General features: G+C 46.3%; 22 protein-coding genes, 1 rRNA gene and 1 other RNA gene. 2 read left to right on the top strand and 22 right to left on the bottom strand.

The window, feature by feature from the left end:
* From AC58QC_RS23735 to rpoE, 17 genes are all read right to left on the bottom strand, one after another.
* A 16S ribosomal RNA gene (locus tag AC58QC_RS23735) occupies positions 1 to 109 on the bottom strand; the annotation flags it as partial.
* 314 nt (positions 110 to 423) lie between these two features.
* Positions 424 to 693, bottom strand: coding sequence for a pro-sigmaK processing inhibitor BofA family protein (locus tag AC58QC_RS23740; RefSeq protein WP_497417521.1), 270 nt, complete (start codon positions 691 to 693; stop codon positions 424 to 426).
* Between the two features lie 3 nt (positions 694 to 696).
* A complete protein-coding gene (locus tag AC58QC_RS23745; protein WP_497417522.1) occupies positions 697 to 981 on the bottom strand; it encodes a DUF2508 family protein in 285 nt (94 codons plus the stop codon).
* A 134-nt stretch (positions 982 to 1,115) separates the two neighbouring features.
* Positions 1,116 to 1,712, bottom strand: coding sequence for a recombination mediator RecR (recR, locus tag AC58QC_RS23750; protein ID WP_497410821.1), 597 nt, complete (start codon positions 1,710 to 1,712; stop codon positions 1,116 to 1,118).
* Between the two features lie 44 nt (positions 1,713 to 1,756).
* A complete protein-coding gene (locus AC58QC_RS23755; RefSeq protein WP_310501899.1) occupies positions 1,757 to 2,068 on the bottom strand; it encodes a YbaB/EbfC family nucleoid-associated protein in 312 nt (103 codons plus the stop codon).
* Positions 2,069 to 2,088: 20 nt separating this feature from the next.
* Positions 2,089 to 3,834, bottom strand: coding sequence for a DNA polymerase III subunit gamma/tau (gene dnaX, locus AC58QC_RS23760; RefSeq protein WP_497417523.1), 1,746 nt, complete (start codon positions 3,832 to 3,834; stop codon positions 2,089 to 2,091).
* A gap of 78 nt (positions 3,835 to 3,912) precedes the next feature.
* A complete protein-coding gene (locus AC58QC_RS23765) occupies positions 3,913 to 5,349 on the bottom strand; it encodes an ATP-binding protein (protein ID WP_497417524.1) in 1,437 nt (478 codons plus the stop codon).
* A 174-nt stretch (positions 5,350 to 5,523) separates the two neighbouring features.
* Positions 5,524 to 5,787: signal recognition particle sRNA large type (gene ffs / locus AC58QC_RS23770), an RNA gene on the bottom strand.
* A gap of 83 nt (positions 5,788 to 5,870) precedes the next feature.
* Positions 5,871 to 6,281, bottom strand: coding sequence for a hypothetical protein (locus AC58QC_RS23775; protein WP_497417525.1), 411 nt, complete (start codon positions 6,279 to 6,281; stop codon positions 5,871 to 5,873).
* A gap of 91 nt (positions 6,282 to 6,372) precedes the next feature.
* Positions 6,373 to 6,570 (bottom strand): 50S ribosomal protein L31, encoded by a 198-nt coding sequence (gene rpmE, locus AC58QC_RS23780; RefSeq protein WP_056621960.1) that lies wholly within the window; start codon positions 6,568 to 6,570, stop codon positions 6,373 to 6,375.
* Positions 6,571 to 6,699: 129 nt separating this feature from the next.
* Complete coding sequence (locus AC58QC_RS23785) at positions 6,700 to 7,974, bottom strand: radical SAM family protein (protein ID WP_497417526.1); 1,275 nt, start codon at positions 7,972 to 7,974, stop codon at positions 6,700 to 6,702.
* Between the two features lie 44 nt (positions 7,975 to 8,018).
* A complete protein-coding gene (gene rho, locus AC58QC_RS23790) occupies positions 8,019 to 9,317 on the bottom strand; it encodes a transcription termination factor Rho (protein WP_497417527.1) in 1,299 nt (432 codons plus the stop codon).
* A 62-nt stretch (positions 9,318 to 9,379) separates the two neighbouring features.
* Positions 9,380 to 10,639, bottom strand: a complete 1,260-nt coding sequence (gene murA, locus AC58QC_RS23795; protein WP_497417651.1) for a UDP-N-acetylglucosamine 1-carboxyvinyltransferase — start codon at positions 10,637 to 10,639, stop codon at positions 9,380 to 9,382.
* 321 nt (positions 10,640 to 10,960) lie between these two features.
* Positions 10,961 to 11,815 carry a class II fructose-1,6-bisphosphate aldolase gene (gene fba, locus AC58QC_RS23800; RefSeq protein WP_497268175.1) on the bottom strand — a complete coding sequence of 285 codons (855 nt, stop codon included), beginning with the start codon at positions 11,813 to 11,815 and terminating at the stop codon, positions 10,961 to 10,963.
* Between the two features lie 131 nt (positions 11,816 to 11,946).
* Positions 11,947 to 12,339, bottom strand: a complete 393-nt coding sequence (locus tag AC58QC_RS23805; protein WP_497417528.1) for a response regulator — start codon at positions 12,337 to 12,339, stop codon at positions 11,947 to 11,949.
* Positions 12,340 to 12,499: 160 nt separating this feature from the next.
* Entirely contained in the window at positions 12,500 to 14,101 is a 1,602-nt protein-coding gene (pyrG, locus tag AC58QC_RS23810; protein WP_497417529.1) for a CTP synthase, read from the bottom strand.
* A gap of 417 nt (positions 14,102 to 14,518) precedes the next feature.
* Positions 14,519 to 15,100 (bottom strand): DNA-directed RNA polymerase subunit delta, encoded by a 582-nt coding sequence (gene rpoE, locus AC58QC_RS23815; RefSeq protein ID WP_497417530.1) that lies wholly within the window; start codon positions 15,098 to 15,100, stop codon positions 14,519 to 14,521.
* Positions 15,101 to 15,587: 487 nt separating this feature from the next.
* Here rpoE and AC58QC_RS23820 point away from each other — a divergent pair, with 487 nt between their 5' ends.
* Positions 15,588 to 16,754 (top strand): S8 family peptidase, encoded by a 1,167-nt coding sequence (locus AC58QC_RS23820; protein ID WP_497417531.1) that lies wholly within the window; start codon positions 15,588 to 15,590, stop codon positions 16,752 to 16,754.
* An 89-nt stretch (positions 16,755 to 16,843) separates the two neighbouring features.
* Here the strand turns inward: AC58QC_RS23820 and argS are convergent, their stop codons facing one another.
* The 4 genes from argS to speE all read right to left on the bottom strand — a co-directional run bounded on the left by argS (position 16,844) and on the right by speE (position 20,882).
* Positions 16,844 to 18,517 (bottom strand): arginine--tRNA ligase, encoded by a 1,674-nt coding sequence (gene argS / locus AC58QC_RS23825; protein ID WP_497417532.1) that lies wholly within the window; start codon positions 18,515 to 18,517, stop codon positions 16,844 to 16,846.
* A 6-nt stretch (positions 18,518 to 18,523) separates the two neighbouring features.
* Entirely contained in the window at positions 18,524 to 18,934 is a 411-nt protein-coding gene (locus AC58QC_RS23830) for a YwiB family protein (protein ID WP_436239119.1), read from the bottom strand.
* Positions 18,935 to 19,139: 205 nt separating this feature from the next.
* The gene (locus AC58QC_RS23835; protein ID WP_497417533.1) at positions 19,140 to 19,643 is read right to left on the bottom strand and encodes a DinB family protein; all 504 of its coding nucleotides are present in this window, start codon (positions 19,641 to 19,643) and stop codon (positions 19,140 to 19,142) included.
* A gap of 411 nt (positions 19,644 to 20,054) precedes the next feature.
* Complete coding sequence (gene speE, locus AC58QC_RS23840; protein WP_497417534.1) at positions 20,055 to 20,882, bottom strand: polyamine aminopropyltransferase; 828 nt, start codon at positions 20,880 to 20,882, stop codon at positions 20,055 to 20,057.
* A gap of 286 nt (positions 20,883 to 21,168) precedes the next feature.
* On the opposite strand from speE, the gene AC58QC_RS23845 reads away from it, so the two are divergent.
* Positions 21,169 to 23,271 (top strand): transglycosylase domain-containing protein, encoded by a 2,103-nt coding sequence (locus AC58QC_RS23845; protein WP_497417535.1) that lies wholly within the window; start codon positions 21,169 to 21,171, stop codon positions 23,269 to 23,271.
* A 173-nt stretch (positions 23,272 to 23,444) separates the two neighbouring features.
* On the opposite strand, the gene AC58QC_RS23850 is transcribed toward AC58QC_RS23845, so the two are convergent.
* Positions 23,445 to 23,936, bottom strand: a complete 492-nt coding sequence (locus tag AC58QC_RS23850; RefSeq protein ID WP_497417536.1) for a YwhD family protein — start codon at positions 23,934 to 23,936, stop codon at positions 23,445 to 23,447.
* Positions 23,937 to 24,121: the final 185 nt, after the last annotated feature.

Raw genomic sequence — 24,121 nt, forward strand, 5'->3', positions numbered from 1 at the left:
TACTCACCCGTCCGCCGCTAGCTTACCCCGAAGGGTAAACCCGCTCGACTTGCATGTATTAGGCACGCCGCCAGCGTTCGTCCTGAGCCAGGATCAAACTCTCCATAATAGTGGACGATTGCTCGTCCTATTTGAAAGCTTAATTGCTCATTTGCGTTGCTAGCGAGATTTTGCAATCTCTTTTTTGAACGATTTCTCGTTCGTGCTTACTCACTCGTTGTTCAGTTTTCAAAGATCAATTGGTCTTGTCCTATCCGCTCTCTCTCGAAAGCCGGAAGATCAATATACCATAGTTACTTTTGTTTTGCAACTTGTTTTTCTCAAGTTACTTTTGTATTTCCGCATGTCTCAGCGGCAACTTTTATAAGATAACACAGATGCCGCAACAGAGTCAACCTAATTACAGATGTATTATTTTTACATTCAGAGTAAAGCCAATTTCACTCCAACCATCAGCATAACACCAGGGATCCCTAATAGGGTAGCCGTTCCTAAGGTGGCCGTATTAATAGGTAATTCTAAATGTGTATATGCACTCAGTAGATTTATTATGTATAACAGAAAAGCTGCAACTACCACATTTAAACCTAGAGACGCTACTAGTCTACCACCACCGCGGCTACGGAATACAATCAACACCAACATGAGAGAGGAGAGTATCAGCACCCCCCAAATGGCATATTTAAGAATCACGTTCTACACCTCCATTAGACGATCGCTGTCAATCATACTTATCCCAAGCCTCTTAGCTTGTTTGATGAGCATTTCAAACCTCTTCTCCGCCGCTTCCATTGCGTAGATCGTATAGTCAATCTGATCCTTGTCCACTGCGAAGTCAAAGTGAGCTTGCGCTGCTACCCAAGTCTGGTGTGCAGAACGTATTTCTTGAATCAACATAATCTTGTCCCTTTTCAGTTCTTCCTGAACAGTCTTCGCTCGCGGACTCTTAAATCCACGCATGCCTAATAGAGCCGGTTTCATAGGGCAAACCTCCATTCCTCCCACAATTGGGTTAATTCATACATATGGGGATTATGGAATTTTCAGAACTTATACCGCCATTTTTCTAGGCAAAAAAAAAGAGAGCTTCGCAGCTCTCCCTATCATGTATGCTTTTATAATTCCCTGCGACCTTCCATCGCCTTGGACAAGGTTACTTCATCCGCATATTCCAAATCGCCGCCTACCGGCAAGCCATGGGCAATACGAGTAACCCGCAACCCAAAGGGTTTGATTAGTCTAGATAAGTACATCGCTGTGGCTTCGCCCTCAATGTTGGGATTGGTCGCCAGAATTAATTCCTGCACCGTTTCATCACCCAAACGCTTGAGCAATTCAGCGATATGAATTTGATCTGGACCTATTCCCTCCATCGGAGATATTGCACCATGCAGCACATGATAATAGCCTTCAAATTCTTTGGTTCGCTCTAGTGCAACCAAGTCCTTCGGCTCCTGCACAACACAGATGACGGAACTATCACGACTTTTATCCTGACAAATCCGACAAGGATCCACATCAGTAATATTGCAGCAGACGGAGCAATAGTGCAGGTTCCGCTTTACATTAACAAGCGACTTGGCAAAATCGATCACATCTTCTTCTTTCATACGAAGGACGTGAAAGGCTAAGCGCCCCGCTGTCTTGGGACCTACTCCCGGCAATCGAGAGAAGGCATCGATTAACTTCGCTATCGGTTCGGGGTAATACAAAGGAAGTACTCCTTCATGGTGCAGAATCGTTGGTTCTTGGCTTCTTAGAACAATCCAGGGATATTCATACCGCCTGTGAATTTGCCCATATCTTTGTTAGCGATTTCTTCTGCTTTGGACATTGCGTCATTAACAGCAGTCAGAACTAGATCTTGCAGCATTTCAACATCCTCTGGATCAACCGCTTCTGGTTTGATTGTGATGCTTTGTACTTTCTTGTGTCCGTTAATGATACACGTTACCACACCGCCGCCAGCTGTTCCTTCAATCATTTTCGTGCCTAGTTCTTCTTGTGCCTTCATCATTTGCTCTTGCATTTTTTTCACTTGTTTCATCATTTGGTTCATGTTATTCATAATAGATCGCTCCCTTATCGTTAGTCTTCTTTAATTGTTACTAAGTCTTCACCAAACAATTGAATGGCTTCGGATATCCATTCTTCTTTGACCGCGTTTCCGCGACCATCCTCTGCCACTAATTCCATCTCTTCAGGCGGGGCGTGCGTTGCTTCACTCTTCGCATCATCCCATTCCTTACGCATTAAGGTCAACAAACGCATTGGTTTTCCAAACACAGAAGAAAGCACTTGTTCAATAATGACTTTATTCTCTGGCTTCTCCGTTGTATTGCGATGCATATCATTCTTGAATGCTACGAGTACAACATCATCTAGCATTGCTACCAGATCACCATTAACGAACCAAGCGTGAACGGTAATCTTCTTCTCTTTGACATCACCTAACACTTGACTCCACTTCATCAGCGCGGTCTTCGTCTCTGGACTTTCGGAGGCCTTCAAATAGGGGTCCAGCTTAAGTCCCGACTTCTTAGACGGTGCCGAGGCGACAGCGACTTTGGCAGCTGGCGCTTGCTTAGAGCTCTCACCCGAAGCAACTGTCACTCCCGATTTTACCAGTTGTGCTAGCTGATCTTCAAGTTGTTTCATTCTTTGGCTCAACTGAGCGATAAGATCCCCTTGCGGAGGGCGCCCGCCGCTTTGCTCCAAGGAACGAACAACCGAGCTGCCTTCTGTCCCTCGATGGCCACCACTTATTTTCATAATAGAAATTTCAAGTAAAGTTTGCGGCTGTACCGAGTATTTCATCTCACTCTGATAATGGTTCAGCGTTTCAATCATACTCATCATTTCACTTGGCGTGAAGTGACTCGCAATTTCTTTAAGCTCTGCCATATCAAATACGCGTTCGGAGATCACAGGTGAATTCGGTACCATTCGCACCATCAGCAAATCGCGGAAATAGTGAATTAAATTCTCAATACACTTGTCTGCGCTCTTCCCCTCTTGCATGAAGGTATCAATTAACTCTAGAGCTGCCCCTAGATTCTGTTCCTTGATATACGTGACCAGTCTCTTAAATTGGTCCGAAGCTATACCGCCTGTGATCGACAAAATATCGGCAAGCTGAATTTCTCCCGTAGCAAAAGATGCAGCCTGATCCAGCAGACTTAACGCATCCCGCATCCCACCATCGGATAATCTTGCTATATAGTGAAGAGCTTCTTTATCAATCGAAATTCGCTCTTGATCACAAACATACTGTAGACGCCCCACCTCATCCTCCATGGATACGCGACGGAAGTCGAAGCGTTGACAGCGAGAAATAATCGTTGCGGGAATCTTATGAGGCTCCGTTGTCGCCAAAATAAACATCACGTGCGCCGGCGGCTCTTCCAATGTCTTCAGTAAAGCATTGAACGCTTCTGTCGTCAGCATATGCACTTCATCGATAATGTACACTTTCTGCCTGACTTCGGTCGGTGCGTATTTCACTTTATCTCGGATATCACGAATTTCTTCCACACCGCGATTGGAAGCCGCATCGATCTCTACTACGTCCATTACAGCGCCTTCTGTGATACGCTCACAGGCAGAGCATTGATTGCACGGCTCCTCAGAGGGTCCGTTTAAGCAGTTGATGGCTTTGGCTAATATTTTGGCTGTACTTGTTTTACCCGTTCCACGGGGTCCGTTAAACAAATAAGCATGGGTTAGGCGATTTTCACGCAAAGAGTTCTGCAGTGTTTGTGTGATATGCCTCTGTCCGACAACATCACGAAACGTCTGCGACCTCCACGTACGATACAAAGCAATGTGTGCCATAGTGTTCCTCTCCAATAATCCCTGCGTGGATTGACTGTATCTATTATACTATAACGCTTCGAGGGATGAAATAGAGGATCACGTATAGGGAATCGTTATGGTGAATGTCGTCCCAAAGCCTTTGGAGGCTACACGAATCGTCCCGCCCATATCATGAATGATACGTTGGCAGACGGAGAGCCCGAGTCCAGTCCCCGTATCCTTCGTCGTAAAGAAGGGATCGAAAATTTTATCAATGACGAACAGTGGAATCCCTGAACCAGTGTCATGAATATCCACACACACATTTCGCTCATTCGTATCGACACGCTCCGATATCGTTAATACCCCACCTTCGGGCATGGCTTCGATCCCATTTTTGCATACATTCAAGAACACTTGCTTCAAGAGCTCATTATCCGCAATCACTTCAGGGAGATGAGAAGAAGCCTCGTAGTGGAGCTGAACGTTATATAGGATAGCCTCATTATGAATGACCGGCACTATGCCATGCATGACTTCCGTAACATGAACACGATCATAGGACACATGCTTCGGCTTACTCAGCATTAGAAACTCATTCACCAAAGCATTAATCCGATCAATCTCTCCCAGCATCACATCGGTAAAGTTTTGTTCCTTATCCATCCCACGGTCACCGAATGTGCGTCGGAGCATCTGTAAGAAACCTTTGATTGATGTTAAGGGATTTCGGATTTCATGCGCTGTACCTGCGGCAATCTGTCCAATCATGGCAAGCCGATCACTTCTCTGAACCATTTGTTCCAGTGAGCGCATATTGGTAACATCTTTGAAAATGACGTAAGCTCCCACGATAGTCCCTTGACTATCCTTCAAAACATTAGAATCGAGAAGCAAATCAAACCGTTCTTGATTATTTGTCCAGGAAACGGCATGATTGCGGACAATCGCACCATGCAAAATCGTTCGCTGCACGAGCTGATGCTGGCTAGGAACCGTGGCAAAAATCTCATCCAACGACTTATTGAGGATATGTTCTTTCTCCATCGCTAGCATTTGACAGGCCCGATCACTGATGTCGGCAAGTCGATAATCCATATTAATTAATAGCACACCTAAATTGATATCTTTCAAAAAGGCATCCGAAAACCGTTGCAGCAAGTTTAACGTTTTGCCTTCTTCTTTATTTTTCAAAGATAATAGATATATTGATGAATTCGCGTGATTAAGCTTGAGCACCGAGAATTGGAAGTAAATCATTCCCCCGTTTTTGCCCAGCAAAAATCCATGAGGCCACTCGCCTACATCCATCTCATTCTTAAAATGAAATTCATACAACTCACGCAAAGAAGCCCTCACTTTAAAAAAATGAGAGAACGCAACGCCTGTAATTTCATCCGCTGAATAGCCTGAAACTTTTAAGAGCTGATCCGTGGCAAGAAGAAGCTTCTCATCCTCATCAACCATCAGCATACCTATTTGTAAACTATGATTGAATAACTTCCGTAGTTCGTCTATCGATACCGAGTACATCTGAGGCGAATGAATGGGCATGTCAACAGCTCCTTCACTTTCTCTTATCGAACGATCTTTGAGCGGCATCAGTGCTTGTATGTATGATATAAAGATTCTCTTTAAAGTCATATTTTTCCTGCTGAATGTAAAAGAAAAAACGCCCTACTTGCTGGCGTTTCGGTTATGTGTTCTTACATATACGGTATGATTACACCGTGCACCTGTTATTGATAAAGTGATACAAGCGAACTCTTATCGTTGGCTCAAATCAGGCAGCCCCTCGGCACATGGAACATCTCACTTACGGCTGCTTCCTTCCAGACCTGACCGGGTTCATGAGCATCCATTGCGAAGGACCCAACTCTCAACACCACGTGTAAGAGCCAGACCTCACATCACAGTACCGCTAACAGGAATTCAACCTCGCTACAGCGGATTGCGAGTTACAGGGCACCGCTACCTCCCCGTCTAGCACAGTAAAAATAGTATAGCTGATTCACTGCCAAATAGCAACCTGAGGGGAAAAACTACCTCTTTAGCGTTAGCTAAAGTCTCTCTGATTAATGCACCATTCTTACCTGTATCTTATACCGTGGCATGTTCGTTTCCAAAGCCATTTGCGCTTGCGAACGCAGCTCCTCGATCTGGGCTGTCGTCAACGAAGCATTCGGTCGGATGCGCACGTTGGCTGAAGGCCCGTTGATCGCAATATTGGTCTTCTCAATGCCTGGCAGCTGAGCAAGCACTGCCTTCATGAGATTCGCATCATCCTCATAATGATGATACGTAGGGTTCAACGGATTATTCGGGTTCACACTCGTGATACCCAACATGCCGTCTTGCTTATAATTCTGAACTTTATACGTAGAGTTGTCATCCGTTTTCTTGTTGTTCCCCGTCCACATGCCACAGCCTACTAAACTCGCTATAAGGAAAGCCGCTCCTGTTAGCTTAACTAGACCCTTGAACATAAAAACACCTCCCATTGGACTCTAAGCCTAAACTTAGGATGACCAAGGGAGGTTGTCTTATGCTGATTGGCAATCAAGCAAATGATACCAATTAGATTCCGTATTTCTTTTTGAACTTGTCGACACGGCCGCCTACATCGATAAACTTTTGTTTACCTGTGTAGAAAGGATGGCAATTGGAGCAAATCTCAACACGAAGATTTGGCTTGATTGAACCCGTTTCGAACACGTTACCACAAGCGCAAGTCACTGTGGTTGCATGATAAGTAGGATGAATTCCTGCTTTCATTTGGTTCACCTCTTTCCGCCCTGAATCATTTGCTGAAACAGAGTTAATGGACGTACTACTGCATTGTAGCATACTCGCAAGTCTGGATGCAATGAGAAATCATTGGGGTAATACTTCCACCTAATTAGCTTAAAGCACAGTCGTAAGCGTACGATCACTCGTATAGAATTTAGGTGTGTGGGAGTAAGAACCTAGAACAACATCCGGCAATTCCTGCTCAAAAATCTCGATCATTTGCTTCATTCCTAGCAGCTCTCCCTGAGCCTTAGGAATAATGCCTAAGTAACTCTCGGGATCAATATTCAGGTTGCGCAATTGAATCAATTTCAATCCCGTTCTGCGTACAAATTCAATCATCGCTTCAATTTCCTCTTCCCGATCGGTTACACCTGGGAATACGAGGTAGTTAATCGATGTAATGACACCTTTATCGGTTGCATATCGGAGTGATTTTTCTACATTCTTGAGCGTATAGGCTCTTGGCTTGTAGTAGGCGTTGTAGTGATCATCCAAAGCGCTGATCGTACTTACGCGCATCAAATCAAGACCAGCGTCAACAATACCGCGAATATGATCCGTAAGGCCCGCATTCGTGTTGATATTGATGTAGCCCATTTTCGTTTGCTCACGTACCCGCTTGATGGCATCAATAATGATGACAGCCTGCGTGCTCGGTTCCCCTTCGCAACCTTGGCCGAAGGAGATGATGCTCTCCGGCGTCCGCAGATGCTCTAACATGATCTCTGTAATCTCTTCGACTTTCGGTTTGAAATTCATGCGCGTTTGGGGAGCGACAAAGCCGCTCTCATCCGGCTGCTCTGAGATGCACCCGAAGCATCCTGCGTTGCAGGAGTACGAGACAGGGACAGCCCCTTCCCAGCGCTGCAAGAACGTATTCGAAGCCGTTAAGCATTCGTAACCAAGCGCACAGTTCGATAAATGCGCATATAAGCGATTCTCCGGGTACTTGGCGACTAGCCGTTTGACTTCTACCTCGAGCTCATCAGGGTCACAGTGAACCGGGTTCCAGAAGTACGGATTATCAGTCAACCGCGCAGCCACGTAAAAGCCGTCCTCTTTCCACACCACAGCCGTGTAACCGAACAAAGGCAGTGCCTTCGTTTTATCCGATTTCACATAACCCGGGAGAAGAAGTCTTGTGAAGCCCTGCGGAAGCAAGGCTCCAACGGCGTGATAATCCCCTTCCACCAGCTTCATGTCACCCGTTGCAGCATCAATGCCGACCGGACGAGTGAAGGGCAGACTCACGAGTGTTGACCCCTCGGGAAGAGGGATCAGTTCTTCATCTAATATTTCAGTGATCATTTCTGCATTTCGACCGAGAGCCAAATAATCAGGATGATCAAATACATTTCCTTGTGAATCTGAATAAACCAAGTTCATAACGGTACTCCTCTTTGTATAACGATCGCTCGTTATCTGTAAACTTACGATGCTGAGTTTTTGACTTTCCCCTTGCTCGCTCCTGAGGACGCTGCCGCCCCTGGGGATGCCAGCGAGTCCAAAAACTCTTGATTCGTCTTCGTATCCGCAAGCTTTTTAATAAAGGCTTCGGTATACTCATGTGAATCATTCATGCCCTTGCGAAGTGCCCATACTTTCTCTAGCTCATCTTTGCTGAGCAACGCTTCCTCGCGGCGAGTCCCAGAACGACGAATGTCGATAGCAGGGAAGATACGGCGTTCGGCCATTTTACGATCGAGATGAAGCTCCAAATTCCCTGTACCTTTAAATTCTTCATAAATGACGTCATCCATACGCGAACCTGTTTCAACGAGTGCTGTGGCAAGAATGGTTAAGCTGCCGCCTTCTTCAATGTTACGAGCAGCTCCGAAAAAACGCTTAGGACGATGGAATGCCGCGGGGTCAACACCACCGGACAACGTCCGGCCTGAAGGCGGAACTACGAGGTTATACGCTCTTGCTAAGCGTGTAATACTATCAAGCAGGATAACGACATCTTTTTTATGTTCAACTAGACGCATAGCACGTTCTAGAACAAGTTCAGCAACTTTAATGTGATTCTCCGGAAGCTCATCGAAGGTTGAAGCGACGACTTCGCCTTTGACAGAGCGCTGCATATCGGTAACTTCCTCCGGACGCTCGTCAATCAGCAGAACGAATAGCTCAATCTCGGGATAATTCGTAGAAATACTGTTCGCGATTTCTTTGAGCAATAACGTTTTACCCGCTTTAGGCGGCGCTACAACAAGTCCGCGCTGACCCAAGCCGACAGGAGCAAGCAAGTCCATAATCCGCATTGAAATCTTGGTAGGCTCTGTCTCCAACGTAATGCGTGTATCAGGATAGAGAGGCGTCAGCGCTGGGAAATGTAAGCGTTCCGAAGCTGTTTCAGGCTTCTCGCCATTCACGGCTTCTACCTGGAGAAGCCCATAATAGCGCTCATTCTCTTTGGGAGGACGACACTTACCAGAGACGATATCCCCTGAACGTAAATCAAACTTGCGAATTTGAGAGGCTGAAATATAGATATCCTCTGAACTTGGCAAGTAGTTGATCGGACGTAAGAATCCGAATCCCTCTTGCAATATTTCCAGGACACCTTGCATGAACAGGAATCCACTCTCTGCTGCTTGTGCACGTAAAATGGCAAAAATGAGTTCTCTTTTCTTCAGCGTACCGTAATATGGGATCTGATGTTTCTTAGCTAGTTTATATAATTCAGTAAGCTTGAGTACTTCAAGCTCAGCAAGCTGCATGCTCATGTTTCAACCACCAAACTATTAAATTTTCAATTGGATTCTAGCATTGCCTGTTGTTTGGTACTTTATTCCTCGTTCTCACGCCAAACTTCTGCACCTAGGGAAGATAGATTGAATACTAAATTCTCATAACCGCGATCAATGAACTCCACACCAGACACTTCGGTAACTCCGCCAGTCATTACACTTAGACCTGCGATAACCAAAGCCGCTCCCGCGCGCAAATCTGTTGCTCTTACTTTGGCCGAGCTCAGTTGCGAGCCTTCAATGATGGCCGAACGTCCTTCAACTCTTATCTTAGCACCCATGCGTACAAGCTCAGGAATATGCTTAAATCGATTGCTATAAACATGATCTGTTAATACACTAACACCCTTTGCTTGGCAAAGCAGGCTGGACATTGGAGACTGTAAATCCGTTGCAAACCCAGGGTAAATTAATGCTTTCACATCTACGCTTTCGTAGATAGGCTGGCCTACGATGCGAATGGATTCGTCCATTTCGTAGACATGTACACCCATCTCTTGAAGCTTCGCCGTAAGTGCCTCCAAATGCTTAGGAATCACATTGTCTACCGTAACATCGCCGCGCGTCGCTGCTGCAGCAATCATATACGTTCCTGCTTGAATACGATCGGGGATAATGGAATGACGGCAGCCATGGAGTTCAGAAACCCCTTCAATACGAATCGTATCCGTACCAGCTCCCTTAATTTTCGCACCCATCGAATTCAAAAGTGTTGCCACATCTATAATTTCAGGCTCTTTCGCCGCATTTTCAATTGTTGTTAATCCCTTAGCTCGTGAAGCGGCCAACATGATATTGATGGTTGCGCCAACACTTGCCATGTCCAAATAAATCTTAGCCCCGCGCAGTTCCTTCGCACGAATATGAAGCGCTCCGTTCTCATTGCTGACCACGGCACCCAAAGCTTCAAAACCTTTAATATGCAAGTCAATCGGACGCGGTTCAAAATTACACCCGCCTGGAAGTCCAATTGTCGCCTCTCCAAATCTGCCCAAAAGAGCGCCCATTAAATAATACGATGCCCGCAGCTTCTTCACTTTGCCATTTGGCATCGCAAGAGACTTCATTTGACTTGGGTCGATCGTCATGCGATCTTCATTCCAATCGATAGTTGCGCCTAGATCAGTCAAAATTTCTGTATATATAGCCACATCACTTAGATGCGGAAGGTTATCCAACGTTACTGGTGTTTCTGCAAGTACTGCGGCAGGAATAAGTGCAATCGCACTATTCTTTGCTCCACTGATTTGAACTGTTCCCCGTAGCGGACGTCCACCGACCACCATTAATTTCTCCAACATACTTCTCCCCCTAAACCAGGTGCCTTCTCACAAACGTTAATCAACAAATTCTACTAAATTCCACAACCATGCGACGAAAATCCACAACCACAAAAAGGAAATAAATAAATAAGCGTGAGGTAAAACAAACGACTTCGTCTTCCCTTAGGGATGAACGCGTTTGTCAAACTTGATGCGAAGCAAAAGGATGACATTTCCTGCTATGTTATCAACAAACAGAAGAAGGAAACGCCTGTAATGACACAGACTGATGGCAACATTTGTCGACCATCCATCCGTGTATTACTGCATTTCCTATCCTGTCTATACAATTTGGAATTAAGCTTGGTTGCTGCTTCCGAACAATTGAATTTTGGATTTTACTACTTCGATCATAGCGTTACGAGCTGGGGTGAGATATTTACGAGGATCATAAATTTTAGCATCTTTGTTCAGAGCTGCGCGGATGCTCTCTGTGCATGCCACTTGATTCTCTGTATTCACGTTGATTTTGCCAACGCCTGCTGCAATTGATCTACGGATCATTTCGTCTGGAACGCCAGATCCACCGTGCAATACAACTGGAACTGGGATTGCTTTGGAAACTGCTTCAATAATATCAAAGTGAATGTTCGGCTCGCCTGCGTACATACCGTGTGCAGTACCTACTGCGATTGCCAAACAATCCACGCCTGTTTCTTCATAGAAACGGATCGCTTCTTCTGGTTTTGCAAGGTTAGCGTGCTCTTCATCAACGGAAATGTCATCCTCAACGCCACCAATTGTTCCAAGCTCACCCTCAACGGATACGCCCATTGCACGAGCAGCTTTAACAACTTCTTTCGTTAAACGAATGTTCTCTTCGAAAGAATAGTGGGAACCATCGAACATAACGGAGCTGAATCCTGCACGGATACATTTCATTGCTACTTCAAACGAACTACCGTGGTCCAAGTGCAAAGCGATCGGAAGACCGGATTTCTTAGCTGCTGCTTCAGCAATAGCTACTGTAAACTCGATACCCATATATTTCAGTGCGCCTTCGCTAACACCATAAATGAACGGGGATTTCAGTTCGATTGCAGCTTCAACAATCGCTTGAGCGAACTCAAGATTGTTCATATTAAATTGTCCTACCGCGAACTTGTTCGCTTTTGCCTTAGGTAAAAATTCATTCATTGAAACCAATGCCATGTTTCTCTTCCTCCTAGAACCTCTTTATTAGATGCGCATACCGCTCTCTGTCATACCTGAGTTATTATAGCACATAACTTTTCAAATGATAACCAAGCCTTACTATTCCACAACAAAAAAAGACCCTATGACTAGGATCCTACGGCGAAACCACTGCTCGTTTCATTATTCAATTGCATATTAACAGCCAGTCGCAGCTCATCAATATCAAATGGCTTCGTAAAATGCATAATTGCACCTAAATCCGTCGCTTCTTTGATCATATCCAGCTCACCATATGCCGTCATCATAATCACTTTGATAGATACATCAATTTCTTTGACATGTTTCAAAATATCAAGTCCGTCCATACCGGGTATTTTCATGTCTAGTAGTATGAGGTCAGGTGAAACATTTCTTACGATATCCAAGGCCAACTTGCCATTGGAGGCTTGATAGGTGTCGTACCCTTCGTTACTGAACACTTCCATGAGGAGCACACGAATTCCATTTTGATCATCCACTACCAACACTTTTTTCTTCATCTGCCAAGTCCCCTCCCGAAAACGAATAACAAGTTCCAATCCTATAAGTCAAGGTATTCGCTATTCATTTTCGTTTTCCTTCTGAGGAGAGCGGCTTTTTGAAAAGTTTTACATAAAAGTTGATTATCAGGAGACATCTCCCTGATTCGCAACGTGATTTTTAACGAGAAATCAATTGTGCAGCTTTCACGAATTCACGGAAAAGCGGCTGAGGACGGTTCGGACGGGATGTAAATTCCGGGTGGAATTGTACAGCCAAGAACCAAGGGTGACCTGGAAGCTCTACCATCTCAACCAGACGACCATCCGGTGATGTACCTGAAATACGCAAGCCTGCGGATTCAATCAACTCACGGTATTCATTATTAAATTCATACCGGTGACGATGTCTCTCGTAAACAAGCTCATCATTATACGTAGTCGCAGCTAGTGAACCCGGAGTCAGCTTGCAAGGGTATAGACCTAAACGCATCGTACCGCCTAGATTTTCGATATCCTTTTGCTCTGGCAATAGATCGATAACTGGGTACGCCGTTGTTGGATTGATCTCGGAGCTATTCGCGCCATCCAAACCGCAAACAGAACGTGCGTATTCGATAACAGCAACCTGCATCCCCAAGCAAATACCGAAGAAAGGAATCTCTTTCTCACGTGCATAGCGAATTGCCGCGACTTTCCCTTCGATCCCGCGATCACCAAATCCGCCTGGTACAAGAATCCCTTGAACGCCAGAGAGAAGTGAATGCACGTTGTGGTCGTAAATATCTTCTGCATTGACCCAACGAATATCAATCTCGGAATCATTATCGATACCCGCATGTCCAAGGGCTTCAACGATACTCAGGTACGCATCATGAAGAGCGACGTACTTCCCTACGATAGCGATCTCAGTCTTCTTCGTTAAGGATTTGACCTTGCGAACAAGGCTCTCCCATTCCGTCATATCCGGTTGATTCGTGTTCAACTTCAAGTGATTCACAACATAGTCATCCAAACCTTGCTCGCGAAGCATCATTGGTACTTCATACAAGGTTTCTGCATCTTTACATTCAATAACTGCGGCTGGATCGATATCACAGAACAAAGCTAGCTTACGCTTCATATCTTCTGTCAATGAATGCTCTGTACGACAAACGATCACGTGCGGTTGAATACCTAGACCGCGTAGTTCTTTAACGCTATGTTGGGTTGGTTTTGTTTTGACTTCTCCAGCTGCTTTGATATAAGGAATCAGCGTAACGTGAACGTACATGACGTTCTCGCGGCCGATATCATTTTTCATTTGACGAATCGCTTCAAGGAACGGCAAGCTCTCGATATCCCCTACAGTACCACCGATTTCGGTGATAACTACATCGGACCCAGCTTCACGGCCTGCGCGAATCACACGCTCTTTAATTTCATTGGTAATGTGAGGGATAACTTGAACGGTCCCACCCAAATACTCCCCGCGACGCTCTTTGGTTATTACAGAGGAGTACACTTTACCTGATGTCACGTTCGAGCTTTTGGACAAATTAATGTCGATAAAACGCTCATAATGACCTAAATCCAAATCCGTTTCTGCACCATCGTCAGTTACGAAAACTTCGCCATGCTGGTAAGGACTCATGGTTCCTGGGTCCACGTTAATATAAGGATCGAACTTCTGGATCGTAACTTTCAAACCTCTGTTCTTAAGCAGTCTTCCCAAGGAAGCTGCGGTAATTCCTTTGCCAAGGGATGAAACTACGCCTCCCGTAACGAAAATGTATTTTGTCACTATGTACGCCTCCTAAAAGTTTTAGTATAAAACTGGCTTCGTAAGCATGGTCTTCGAGTTTATGCCAGAAAACTGACTTCGTAAGCTTGAACTGAAATGATTGTGAAAAGGTGCTTGAAAAGCTTGTGCTTGGCTTTCATATCAAACTGACTTCATAAGCATAAGCTAAACGTTTTCGCTAGAAAACTGGCTTCGTATGCGTAAGCTCTTGGGTGTCGCCAGAACAAAGGTGTGATAGCATTAGCTTCTGCTAAATAAGTGTTTTCATGAACAAATTACAAAAAAAAAGCGCAAAAAAACAAAAAAAGTGACACCCGTAGTGACGGGGCACTTTTTGAACGCATGCGCGAATTGTTAAGATTCTTTTAAAGCCCATGCAATAGTTTACTCTGAACGCGTAGTGACTGTCAAGACAAGTTATTTGTCGTCTTCGTCCTCTTCCAAATCTTCATCTTCGTCATCCTCATCGGATTCCAAATCATCTTCGTCGTCCTCAGTATCATCGCTCTCTTCGATACCCGCTTCGCCGAGATCTTCTTCGATTTCTTCGTCTTCGAAGAATTCAGTATCCTCTTCCGCTTCTTCTTCCTCTTCGGTTTCGGTACCAAATGCATCATACTCGTCTTCTTCTGCGTATGTATCTTCTTCTTCCGCGTAGACGTCTTCATCCAGATCATCATCTTCGTCGTTGATGATTCTAGGACGCTTCGCATTCCCAACCGCATCATCGGACTTCTCAACTGGATACCAACGCTTCAAGCCCCATAGGTTCGTACCTACACAAGCAAAACGTCCATCGATGTTGATCTCCGTATATAGCTGGGCAATCACTTGCATGACATTATCTTCAGAAAGCCCTTTTATTTTAGCAATTTCAGCCATAAGTTCACGATAGTAAAACGGCGTATTCGCCGACTTCAGCAATTCGAACGCCAAATCCACCATGGGCATTTCGCGTGCTTGCTCTGTGGTGATTTTGAGTGTGTATTCGCTGCTCATCTAAGGCACATCCTTTTCGATCTTTTCTTGACTACGTTATCTACCATAACCAATATCTTCATTAAGTAAAACCTATTTTTTCTAAAATTGCAACTACCCCACAATAAACGTCTACACCGACCTCTTAGGTCGAGTGCGTTTATCATGAAATATAGCCGAATTATTGTGAAACATATAAAATCTATATTTTGAAATACATGGCTGCCTAGCATCTAAAAACACCCCATGAAACGGAATACAAGCGAAGGTCCCCCTTCGCCTGCGACTGTACCCAAAGGAACCGCCACTGATGAACAGATGACGTTTCCGCTACCTGAGAAAGAGACACTCCTGCCCGCGCCTCTCTATGTATCCTATGTCGAACCTACGCATCTGACACGGCTTTGCACCCATTTATTTCTATAAAGGCGATGACACGGTCAAGTGAGATGACATGTACATAGGATAGGGGAGATATGAGTATATGTTGTAACGGGGGGATGGCACGATGGATACAGCCACCTTTCTTCATCTGCTTCATGAAGATCTAGGTCTTGCTAAACAAACAGCTAGAAAGCATCTCATCCATTTCGCCTCAAAGACGGACTACTTTGCCTGCAAATCAGAGCTCCTTCGAATGACGTCTGATCTCCCCAACCTTTCCATGGTTCTGCCGTTAGACATTATTCACGCCTTCTCCTGCACGCTGAGTCCAGATACCAAACTTCGAAGCTTTTCCAGCACGACACGTATCGAAGCGGATACGAAATTAATGTTAAATAAAGTTAAAGGCAGAAAAACCGTGCCGAAACGTGCTAGCATTTTATCCAGTTCACGCACGCGCACCATTCCTTGGGGGGTTGATCAAATCGGCGCTCCTGAAATCTGGAGCAAATCCGTCGGGCAAAACATTCACATTGGAGTCATTGATACCGGCATCGATTTCAAACATCCTGATTTGCGGAACTCGATTTCGCAAGGCATCAACTTATTAAATCGCAGATTAATGCCCCATGACGATAACGGACATGGAACGCATATCGCGGGTACGATCGCGGCGACAGGACGTAATTCCGGCATTGTTGGAGTAGCGCCCCGGGCGATCATTCATCCTGTTAAAGCTTTTGACCAAAATGGAAGTGCCTATGTATCCGATATTATTGCTGGTATCGATTGGTGCGTCCAAAACGACCTCGATATTATTAATATGAGCTTCGGCATGAAGACGTACAATCCGACACTGGAGCAAGCGGTTCTTAACGCCTATTACAGAGGGAAGATTATCGTAGCCTCTTCTGGTAATGATGGCAGAAAGAAAACAATTGATTACCCCGCTCGGTTTTCCCAAGTGGTCTCCGTAGGAGCGACAACACGGATGGGCAAGATTGCTCCCTTCAGCAATCGCGGGACACAAATCGACATCTATGCCCCTGGCGAGCGTGTATATTCCGCTTGGATAGGCGGTAAATATAATGAGCTCAGCGGCACTTCGATGGCAACAGCGCATGTAAGCGGTGTTATCGCTTTAATGCTTTCGCTGCGCCCCATGTCGCCGCAGCAAATTAAGAGCGCGCTGCGCCGCTGCTCGTTTCCACTGAACAAGCGCGCGAACGCCCGCTGGCAGCCAGGGCAATTGAATGCCCAGCGAGCGATCCGCGCCGCGGGGCAGGAGTGAAAGGCGCAGGGTGGCACTCTGCGCCTGAAAAGCGAATAAGCTCCCCCTGACCACTGTGTCAAGGGGAGCTTATTCGTGCTGAGCGGGTGTTACATCCGCTCAGGGGCGGATACGCCAACAACGCGGAGCGTGTTGGCTAGGGTCGTGCGAAGCGCGCCGAGCAAGGCGAGGCGTGCTTGGGTTAAGGCTGCGTCATCTGTGATGACGTAGTGGCCTCTATAGTAGCTATGGAACTGGCTTGCCAGTTCGTACACATAGCGGATCAAGCGGTGCGGCGCGTACTGCTCAGCCGCAATGGCGATCTCTTCCGGAAGCTCGCCGATCTTGCGCAGCAAGTCGAACTCAGCTTCCGAAGTAAGCTGGGACAGGTCAACCTGCTCCAGCGGCAGTACCGCAATGTTCTGCTCTTCCGCTTGGCGGAAGATGCTGCAAATCCGTGCATGGGCATACTGCACATAGAACACAGGGTTCTCATTGGACTGGGAAACCGCCAAGTCCATATCGAAATCCAAATGCGAGTCCATACTCCGCATGGCGAAGAAATAACGAATCGGATCTACGCCGACTTCGTCCATCAAGTCCTCCATCGTAACGGCTTTGCCGGTACGCTTGGACATTTTCACCTTTTCGCCATTTTGGAATAAGCTCACCATTTGGGCGATCAGTACGACGAGTCGGTCTGCTTCGAAGCCAAGGGCCGTCATGGCGGCTTTCATCCGCGGGATGTAGCCATGGTGATCAGCGCCCCAAATATTAATTAAGCGGTCATAGCCGCGCCCAAATTTGTTGCGGTGGTAGGCGATATCCGGTGTGAGGTAGGTAAAGGAACCGTCATTTTTGATCAAAACACGATTCTTGTCATCCCCAAGCGGTGTGGTATTCAACCACGTTGCGCCCTCTTCTTCATAGATATGTCCATTGTCCCGAAGCTCTTGAAGCACAGGCGGGATTAAGTTATCTTCATATATCGACGTCTCGGAGAACCAATTGTCGAAATGAACCCCAAAGCGGCCCAAATCGCGTTTGATTTTGTCGAGCTCTTTCTCAAGTCCGTAGGTACGGAAATAAGCACGACGCTCCTCATCCGGCAAGCTAAGTAGACGATCGCCTTCTGCAGCTGCCAGATCTGTTGCAAAGCCTTTAATATCTTCGCCGAAGTAGCCGTCTTCGGGCATTTCCGCTTCTTGACCAAGCGCTTGCAGATAACGTGCCTCGATGGATTTGGCCAAGTTGACAACTTGATTGCCAGCATCATTGATGTAGTACTCACGCGAAACGTCGTATCCCGCAAGATCCAGAACGTTACAAAGAACATCGCCGACTGCCGCTCCACGCGCATGACCCAAATGCAGGGAACCCGTTGGATTCGCGCTAACGAACTCCACTTGCACTTTAAGACCTTGCCCTACGTTCGATTCCCCATATCGGTCACCGATCTTAGCTACATTGGCAATTACCGGGTAGAGGTATACATTGTCCATTTTAAAATTGATAAAGCCTGGCCCCGCAATTTCCGCTTCCGAAATATTAGCTGCGTCTTTGTTCAGATTCGCAATGATTTGCTCTGCGATCTGTCTAGGATTCACCTTCGCAATACGCGTCAGCTGCATCGCTACATTCGTCGCAAAATCACCGTGTGTCTTCTCTTTCGGCACTTCCAGAATAATTTCTGGCAGCTGCGCCTCTTCCACGATACCTGCTGTGATCACAGCTTCTTTGATCGCTTGTTTCACTTTCGCTTTCACTTCATTAAGAACATCCATCTCGTCTTACTCCTCCTGAATTAACAACTTGATTCGATAGGCTCCCGCATGCGTGCCTGATGCATATAGATCATAGCTCCACCTCGTAATTCCGATCCCATGGATGGCCTCCGAGGTCAGCTTGTGTGTCTCAATTTCCAGTTCCATCCGAAGCTGTGGTGTGTGATAAAAGCCAGTCCGCTTCTCCCCAGGGACGAAGGTTTGCTCCGCTTGTACATCCCCTTGGCGTATAATACGGATCTGATTGTCTTCCAACTTAATGATCGTCACAGTCCGTCCTAGCTCATTCGGCTCTTCTTCATAGCGGATATAGGTATGATCGCCTTTGCGGTAGAGATCTCCGCGCGCCTTCTGCACCGTGGTCTCGCTCCCGCTTCGACTTTCGATTCGAATCCGCACCCGCTGCTTATCCGTCATGATTCGAGATTCCCCTCTTCTTCTGCACACATGGCACCTTATGCCAAGTGTAGGCATATTAGCTAATAGTTTATATGAAAGGATTCGTAAATTCAATGTATCCCTGCAAGGCCGCCGTTGGATTTATGCTCCACTGCCTCAAATTAGAAGCAAAAAAGCCTCCTTATCCGTTAGAAAACGGACTTGAAGGCTCCTGAGTTAATTCTTATAACGCTGGGACAGGCATCCCTATGGCTGCCCATTGCTCTTTGGCTGGTCCATAGGCACCGATTACAGGCAGGCCAGCCTGACGCATCAGAATCGTCAACTGACCGCGATGATGAATTTCATGTTTCAAGAAACTATATAGTGTTGTGCTGATCGTCCACGGCATTCCAAACATCATAACAACATCTTGCAGTTTCTCATCTGTAAGTTGCGTGCTGATCGCGTTTATAATGTTCTGCGTTGTTGTCCGATACGCTTCTGCAATGACAGCTGCCTGCGCAGGCGGCTCACTTGCAGCTGGCGGCGATTCGAATTTCAAACCCGTGCCGTACAGCATGCCGCGTTCTGCGTGAACGAGATGCCAAGCAATATAACCAAGCGGACGGTAGCCTTCGGCTTGTGTTTGATTAAGCGACTCATCGGTTAATGTATCCAACAGCTTTTGTGTTGTTTGCGCTTCTGCTTGAAATTCTTTGACTAAACTTTCAATGGTAGTAAACATATTAATAGCCTCCTAGTGGATGGTACATGGTACAGGTTCGCTTGCTTGGTGCGATTCATGTCCTGTCCTTATGTTTACAGTATAGCTAGGTGCTGCTGACAGCTGTATGGCAGTGTTTGATAGCTATTTTCTCAAAATGTGAAAGGATCGACGATCCACAGATAAGCAACCCTGGAGCAGCTGCATCATCTTAACGGAACGACGATCCCTTATTTAGTCAGATATGTCGGTTAAGACAAAGTTACGGAACGTCATTCCCTTATTCGTTCGAAATCCGCCGTCTTTGGCCTGAAATCGGAGAAATAGAGGAACTACGTTCCGTAACTATTGAAATATGGCAGTTTTCGGCTGCATAACGGAACCTCGTTCCGTATCTCCAGCGATAACTCATGGAAAGCTGCTTATAGCAGCTTATTTAATCAAATCTTCTACAAACCTAGGCAGCACGAACGCTGCTTTGTGCAAGCGAGGTGTGTAGTATTTCGTCGGGAATTCAGGGATTGCCGATTCTTCCACTTGCAGTGGGTCATGCTTTTTGCTGCCCATTGTGAAAGTCCACAGACCGCTTGGGTAAGTCGGAATGTTGGCACTGTACACACGAACGATTGGGAAAATTTCTTTCACATCACGATTAACCGTTTGGATCAAATCAGCTTTGAACCATGGGTTATCGGTTTGGGCAACGAAGATCCCGTCTTCTTTCAATGCATCGAAGATACCTTGGTAGAAGCCTTTGGAGAACAGCTCAACAGCTGGTCCTACAGGCTCAGTGGAATCAACCATGATGACATCGTATGTATTTTTGTGATCGTGAATGTGCATGTAGCCATCGTTAACGATAACTTCTACACGCGGGTTGTCCAGCTCACCAGCAATGGTTGGCAGGTACTTCTTGGAGTACTCGATGACTTTGCCATCGATATCAACAAGAACAGCCTTCTTCACTTTCGGGTGCTTCATAATTTCACGAATAACGCCGCCATCTCCGCCGCCAACTACAAGTACGAACTCTGGGTTCGGGTGAGTTACAAGCGCAGGGTGAGCAACCATCTCATGATAGACGAACTCGTCTTTCACGGTTGTCATAACCATTCCGTCCAGTGTTAGCATCGTGCCCCACTCTTCGGTTTCGATCATGGATAGATCTTGGAAATCCGTTTGCTCTCTCACATATGTTTCTGTTACTTTCGCTGTGATTCCGAAGCTATCCGTTTGTTTCTCTGTGTACCATAATTCCATGTGTAACCCTTCTTTCGCTTCTCTATTTGGATGAATAATTCCTGACATTCGTTATCTCTAACAGTGTTCCACCAGTTGGAAAAGTCATACGAGTTCGAGCTTTATTTCCCAGCCCTCTCACACGCACAAATTGTATTATAGTTCATTGCCCCCAAAATGCAATATTTTCCTAAGCTTTTCTCACCATCTAACAAAAAATATTTACAATTCGTTGAATACGGACTGCCATGCTTTTCCATACTGGATAGTAGCGCCTTCGGGCATAGAGAAGGGAGGCATGGGAAGTATGTCTGAGAACGAGAAGCCCCGGCAACAAACATCCGAATCACAATCATCTAGACGGAAAGATGAGATCCCTGCTTCTATGCGTTGGATGCGGCGGATCAAGAAGACGTTTTCTTTCTTTTTCACGCTCAGCCTGTTGTTGCTCATTGGAGCAGCCGCCTTTCTAGTATATTTGCGTTCCCAAACGCTTCCGGTTACCAAAACGATGCAAACTTCCCAAATGTACGATGTACATGGCGAGGTGATTGACACCTTCTATTCGGGTCAGAATCGACAGGTCGTTCCATTAAACGAAATTTCACCCTACTTAATACATGCAACACTTGCTGTGGAGGACCAGCATTTCTACGAGCATTTCGGCGTTGATGTCAAAGCTGTAGCACGCGCGGCCATTGTGAATGTCCAAGCGATGGCAAAGGTACAAGGAGCCGGCACGATTACTCAGCAATTAGCTCGGAATTTATACTTAACTCATGATCGTACGTGGACGCGTAAATTCAAAGAAACGGTGTATGCCGTGCAAATGGAAATGCAGCTCAGCAAAGACGATATTCTGGCTGATTATTTGAATCAAATTTATTATGGGCACTCCACCTATGGGATTGAGACCGCATCTGAGCTGTTTTTCGGCAAGCATGCCAGTGAGCTAACTTTAGCGGAAAGCGCCATGATCGCTGGGGTTCCGAAAGGACCGCGTTACTATTCCCCCTATTATGATCTGCAAAATGCGATGGATCGGCAAAAAATCGTCCTCCAGACAATGGTGAACAGTGGTTTCATTACTCAAAGCGCCGCCGATGCCGCAGGCAGGGAGAAGCTGACGATTCAGCCGTTACAGAAAAAGAAGCCCTCAGCAGCTCCTTATTTCCGGGATTATGTACGTAATCTAGCGACGGAAACGCTCGGCATTTCCGAAGAACAATTCGATGAGGGCGGCATTCGCATCTATACAACGCTGGATAAGAATTCTCAGCAAATTGCTGAGAATGTCATCACGAAGCAGCTCGAAGGCAAGCCCGAGCTGCAAGCCGCGCTGGTCGCGGTCGACCCGCGGACGGGCGAGATCAAAGCCATGGTCGGCGGTCGCGACTATACGGAAAATCAGTTCAATCGCGCTCTCTCAAATACGCGACAGCCAGGTTCTTCCTTTAAACCATTCGTCTATATGGTTGCCTTGATGAATGGCTTCACCCCTGTCAGCATGGTCAAAAGTGAGCCGACTGTGTTTACTTATGATGATGGACGGCAGCAATATACGCCGCGGAATTTCAATGACCAGTATACAAATGGGAATATTGATATGCGTCAGGCGATTTCGAAGTCGGATAATATTTATGCGGTGCACACGATTCTCGAAGTGGGTCCTCAGAAGGTCATCGACTTCGCGCGTAAGCTGGGGGTCGCTTCACCGATGAAGCCGCTCCCGTCTCTAGCGCTAGGTTCCTTCCCCGTGAGTCCACTGGAGATGGCTTCGGCCTTTGCCTCCATTGCGGATCAAGGCATACATCGAGAACCTACTGCCATTTTGCGAATTGAAGATGCGAATGGCAGAGTCTTATATGAAGCGAAACCAGTGGAGCAGCAAGTGATTCCACCTGCAGTTGCGTATGTGATGACGAATCTAATGGAGAGCGTATTCGAGGAGGGTGGCACAGGCAACCGTGTCGCTAGCACCATAAAACGGCCGATTGCCGGCAAAACCGGTACAACCGATACAGACGCTTGGCTCGTCGGCTTCACACCGGAGCTTTCCACTGCTGTCTGGGTTGGCTATGACAAGAGCCGTAATATCACAACGGTGGAATCTCATCTAGCCTCCCCGATCTTCGCGGATTTCACGGAACAGACCTTGGATGCAATTCCGCCGAAGCTGTTCCCGATCCCTGAGGGTGTATCGACCGTTTATATTGATCCTGCGAGCGGCAAATTGTCCAACGAGGACTGCCCGAACGCCAAGATGGAGGCCTTCCTCGCTGGCACGGAACCTACCACGTATTGTACAGGTAAGCCTGCTAATCCAGGTGCGGCGGGCGGTCAAAAAGCCGGTTCCAAAGGAGATAACGGCTCTTGGTGGAATGACCTTAAACGTTGGTGGAATGATTAATTTATCAGTTAGAAGACAACACAAAAAGGCAGTACTAAGCGCGTCTTAGTCCTGCCTTTTTGCTGTCCTAGTATATGAGGTAACATACACTAGGGTCTAGTATACCCGCTTCGACATTACGTAACAATGGATGACACATAATGTTCATATTCTCCATATCCGGTATAGAAACCTTAGGAGAGTGCGTCCTTGAGGCTTTGTTCGGAGCGATTCCACCAGTCTTCGTTGTGCGCAATCAATTGGTTGCGCAGGGCTGCTCGCTCACTGTCAGATAACCCCTCTAGGATAAATTTACGCTTCATCGCACCGTCCATTTTGTTCACGTGCTCCGCAAGAATCTTCCATCCGCGGCGCGCTTCGGTATCGATTAACATTTCGCAAGCTGACATCCCCGCATAGTAGGCACCCTCTTCAGTTCGATCAACGGCTACCCACACAATCCACGCTTTACGGCCATTCGGGACATCCTCTTTGTTCGTGGAGAATTTGATCCCTTTCTCGATCTTACTCTTGGCGTGAAGCGTTCCTTCATCTAGGTACGCTTCATCCCCGTCAATAATGATACCCGAGACATTACTGAGATCAATTGCTCCTGCACCAAAGCCTTTGTGATTCACTTTCGAACTTACTATATTTAAGGCCAGCTTCTTCTTATCCGCTTCCATTATGGCACCTTCCACTCTACATAAAGTTAAAATGACGACTTGCTTTCATTGTAGCGAAAGTCACCCGCTAGAACAAGGGGCGATGGCTCTTCCATGCCTATTTCTCTCATTTCTCACATTTCTTTCACCTCGCAGAAATATTCCCTAGGTTGTCTACATATACATGCTGTAGATGCTTGTTTAGG

This window comes from Paenibacillus sp. J22P51, assembly GCF_059692215.1.

Bases quoted from the DNA above. Each gene is read 5' to 3' on its own strand.
- fba (WP_497268175.1), bottom strand. From the start codon at position 11,815: ATGGCATTGGTTTCAATGAATGAATTTTTACCTAAGGCAAAAGCGAAC.
- rho (WP_497417527.1), bottom strand. From the start codon at position 9,317: ATGAGCATGCAGCTTGCTGAGCTTGAAGTACTCAAGCTTACTGAATTA.
- AC58QC_RS23775 (WP_497417525.1), bottom strand. From the start codon at position 6,281: ATGTTCAAGGGTCTAGTTAAGCTAACAGGAGCGGCTTTCCTTATAGCG.
- AC58QC_RS23785 (WP_497417526.1), bottom strand. From the start codon at position 7,974: ATGAACTTGGTTTATTCAGATTCACAAGGAAATGTATTTGATCATCCT.
- AC58QC_RS23845 (WP_497417535.1), top strand. From the start codon at position 21,169: ATGTCTGAGAACGAGAAGCCCCGGCAACAAACATCCGAATCACAATCA.
- AC58QC_RS23830 (WP_436239119.1), bottom strand. From the start codon at position 18,934: ATGACGGATAAGCAGCGGGTGCGGATTCGAATCGAAAGTCGAAGCGGG.
- rpoE (WP_497417530.1), bottom strand. From the start codon at position 15,100: ATGAGCAGCGAATACACACTCAAAATCACCACAGAGCAAGCACGCGAA.
- AC58QC_RS23835 (WP_497417533.1), bottom strand. From the start codon at position 19,643: ATGTTTACTACCATTGAAAGTTTAGTCAAAGAATTTCAAGCAGAAGCG.
- speE (WP_497417534.1), bottom strand. From the start codon at position 20,882: ATGGAATTATGGTACACAGAGAAACAAACGGATAGCTTCGGAATCACA.
- AC58QC_RS23755 (WP_310501899.1), bottom strand. From the start codon at position 2,068: ATGAATAACATGAACCAAATGATGAAACAAGTGAAAAAAATGCAAGAG.
- AC58QC_RS23850 (WP_497417536.1), bottom strand. From the start codon at position 23,936: ATGGAAGCGGATAAGAAGAAGCTGGCCTTAAATATAGTAAGTTCGAAA.
- rpmE (WP_056621960.1), bottom strand. From the start codon at position 6,570: ATGAAAGCAGGAATTCATCCTACTTATCATGCAACCACAGTGACTTGC.
- AC58QC_RS23765 (WP_497417524.1), bottom strand. From the start codon at position 5,349: ATGCCCATTCATTCGCCTCAGATGTACTCGGTATCGATAGACGAACTA.
- AC58QC_RS23820 (WP_497417531.1), top strand. From the start codon at position 15,588: ATGGATACAGCCACCTTTCTTCATCTGCTTCATGAAGATCTAGGTCTT.
- AC58QC_RS23745 (WP_497417522.1), bottom strand. From the start codon at position 981: ATGAAACCGGCTCTATTAGGCATGCGTGGATTTAAGAGTCCGCGAGCG.
- argS (WP_497417532.1), bottom strand. From the start codon at position 18,517: ATGGATGTTCTTAATGAAGTGAAAGCGAAAGTGAAACAAGCGATCAAA.
- dnaX (WP_497417523.1), bottom strand. From the start codon at position 3,834: ATGGCACACATTGCTTTGTATCGTACGTGGAGGTCGCAGACGTTTCGT.
- AC58QC_RS23805 (WP_497417528.1), bottom strand. From the start codon at position 12,339: ATGAAGAAAAAAGTGTTGGTAGTGGATGATCAAAATGGAATTCGTGTG.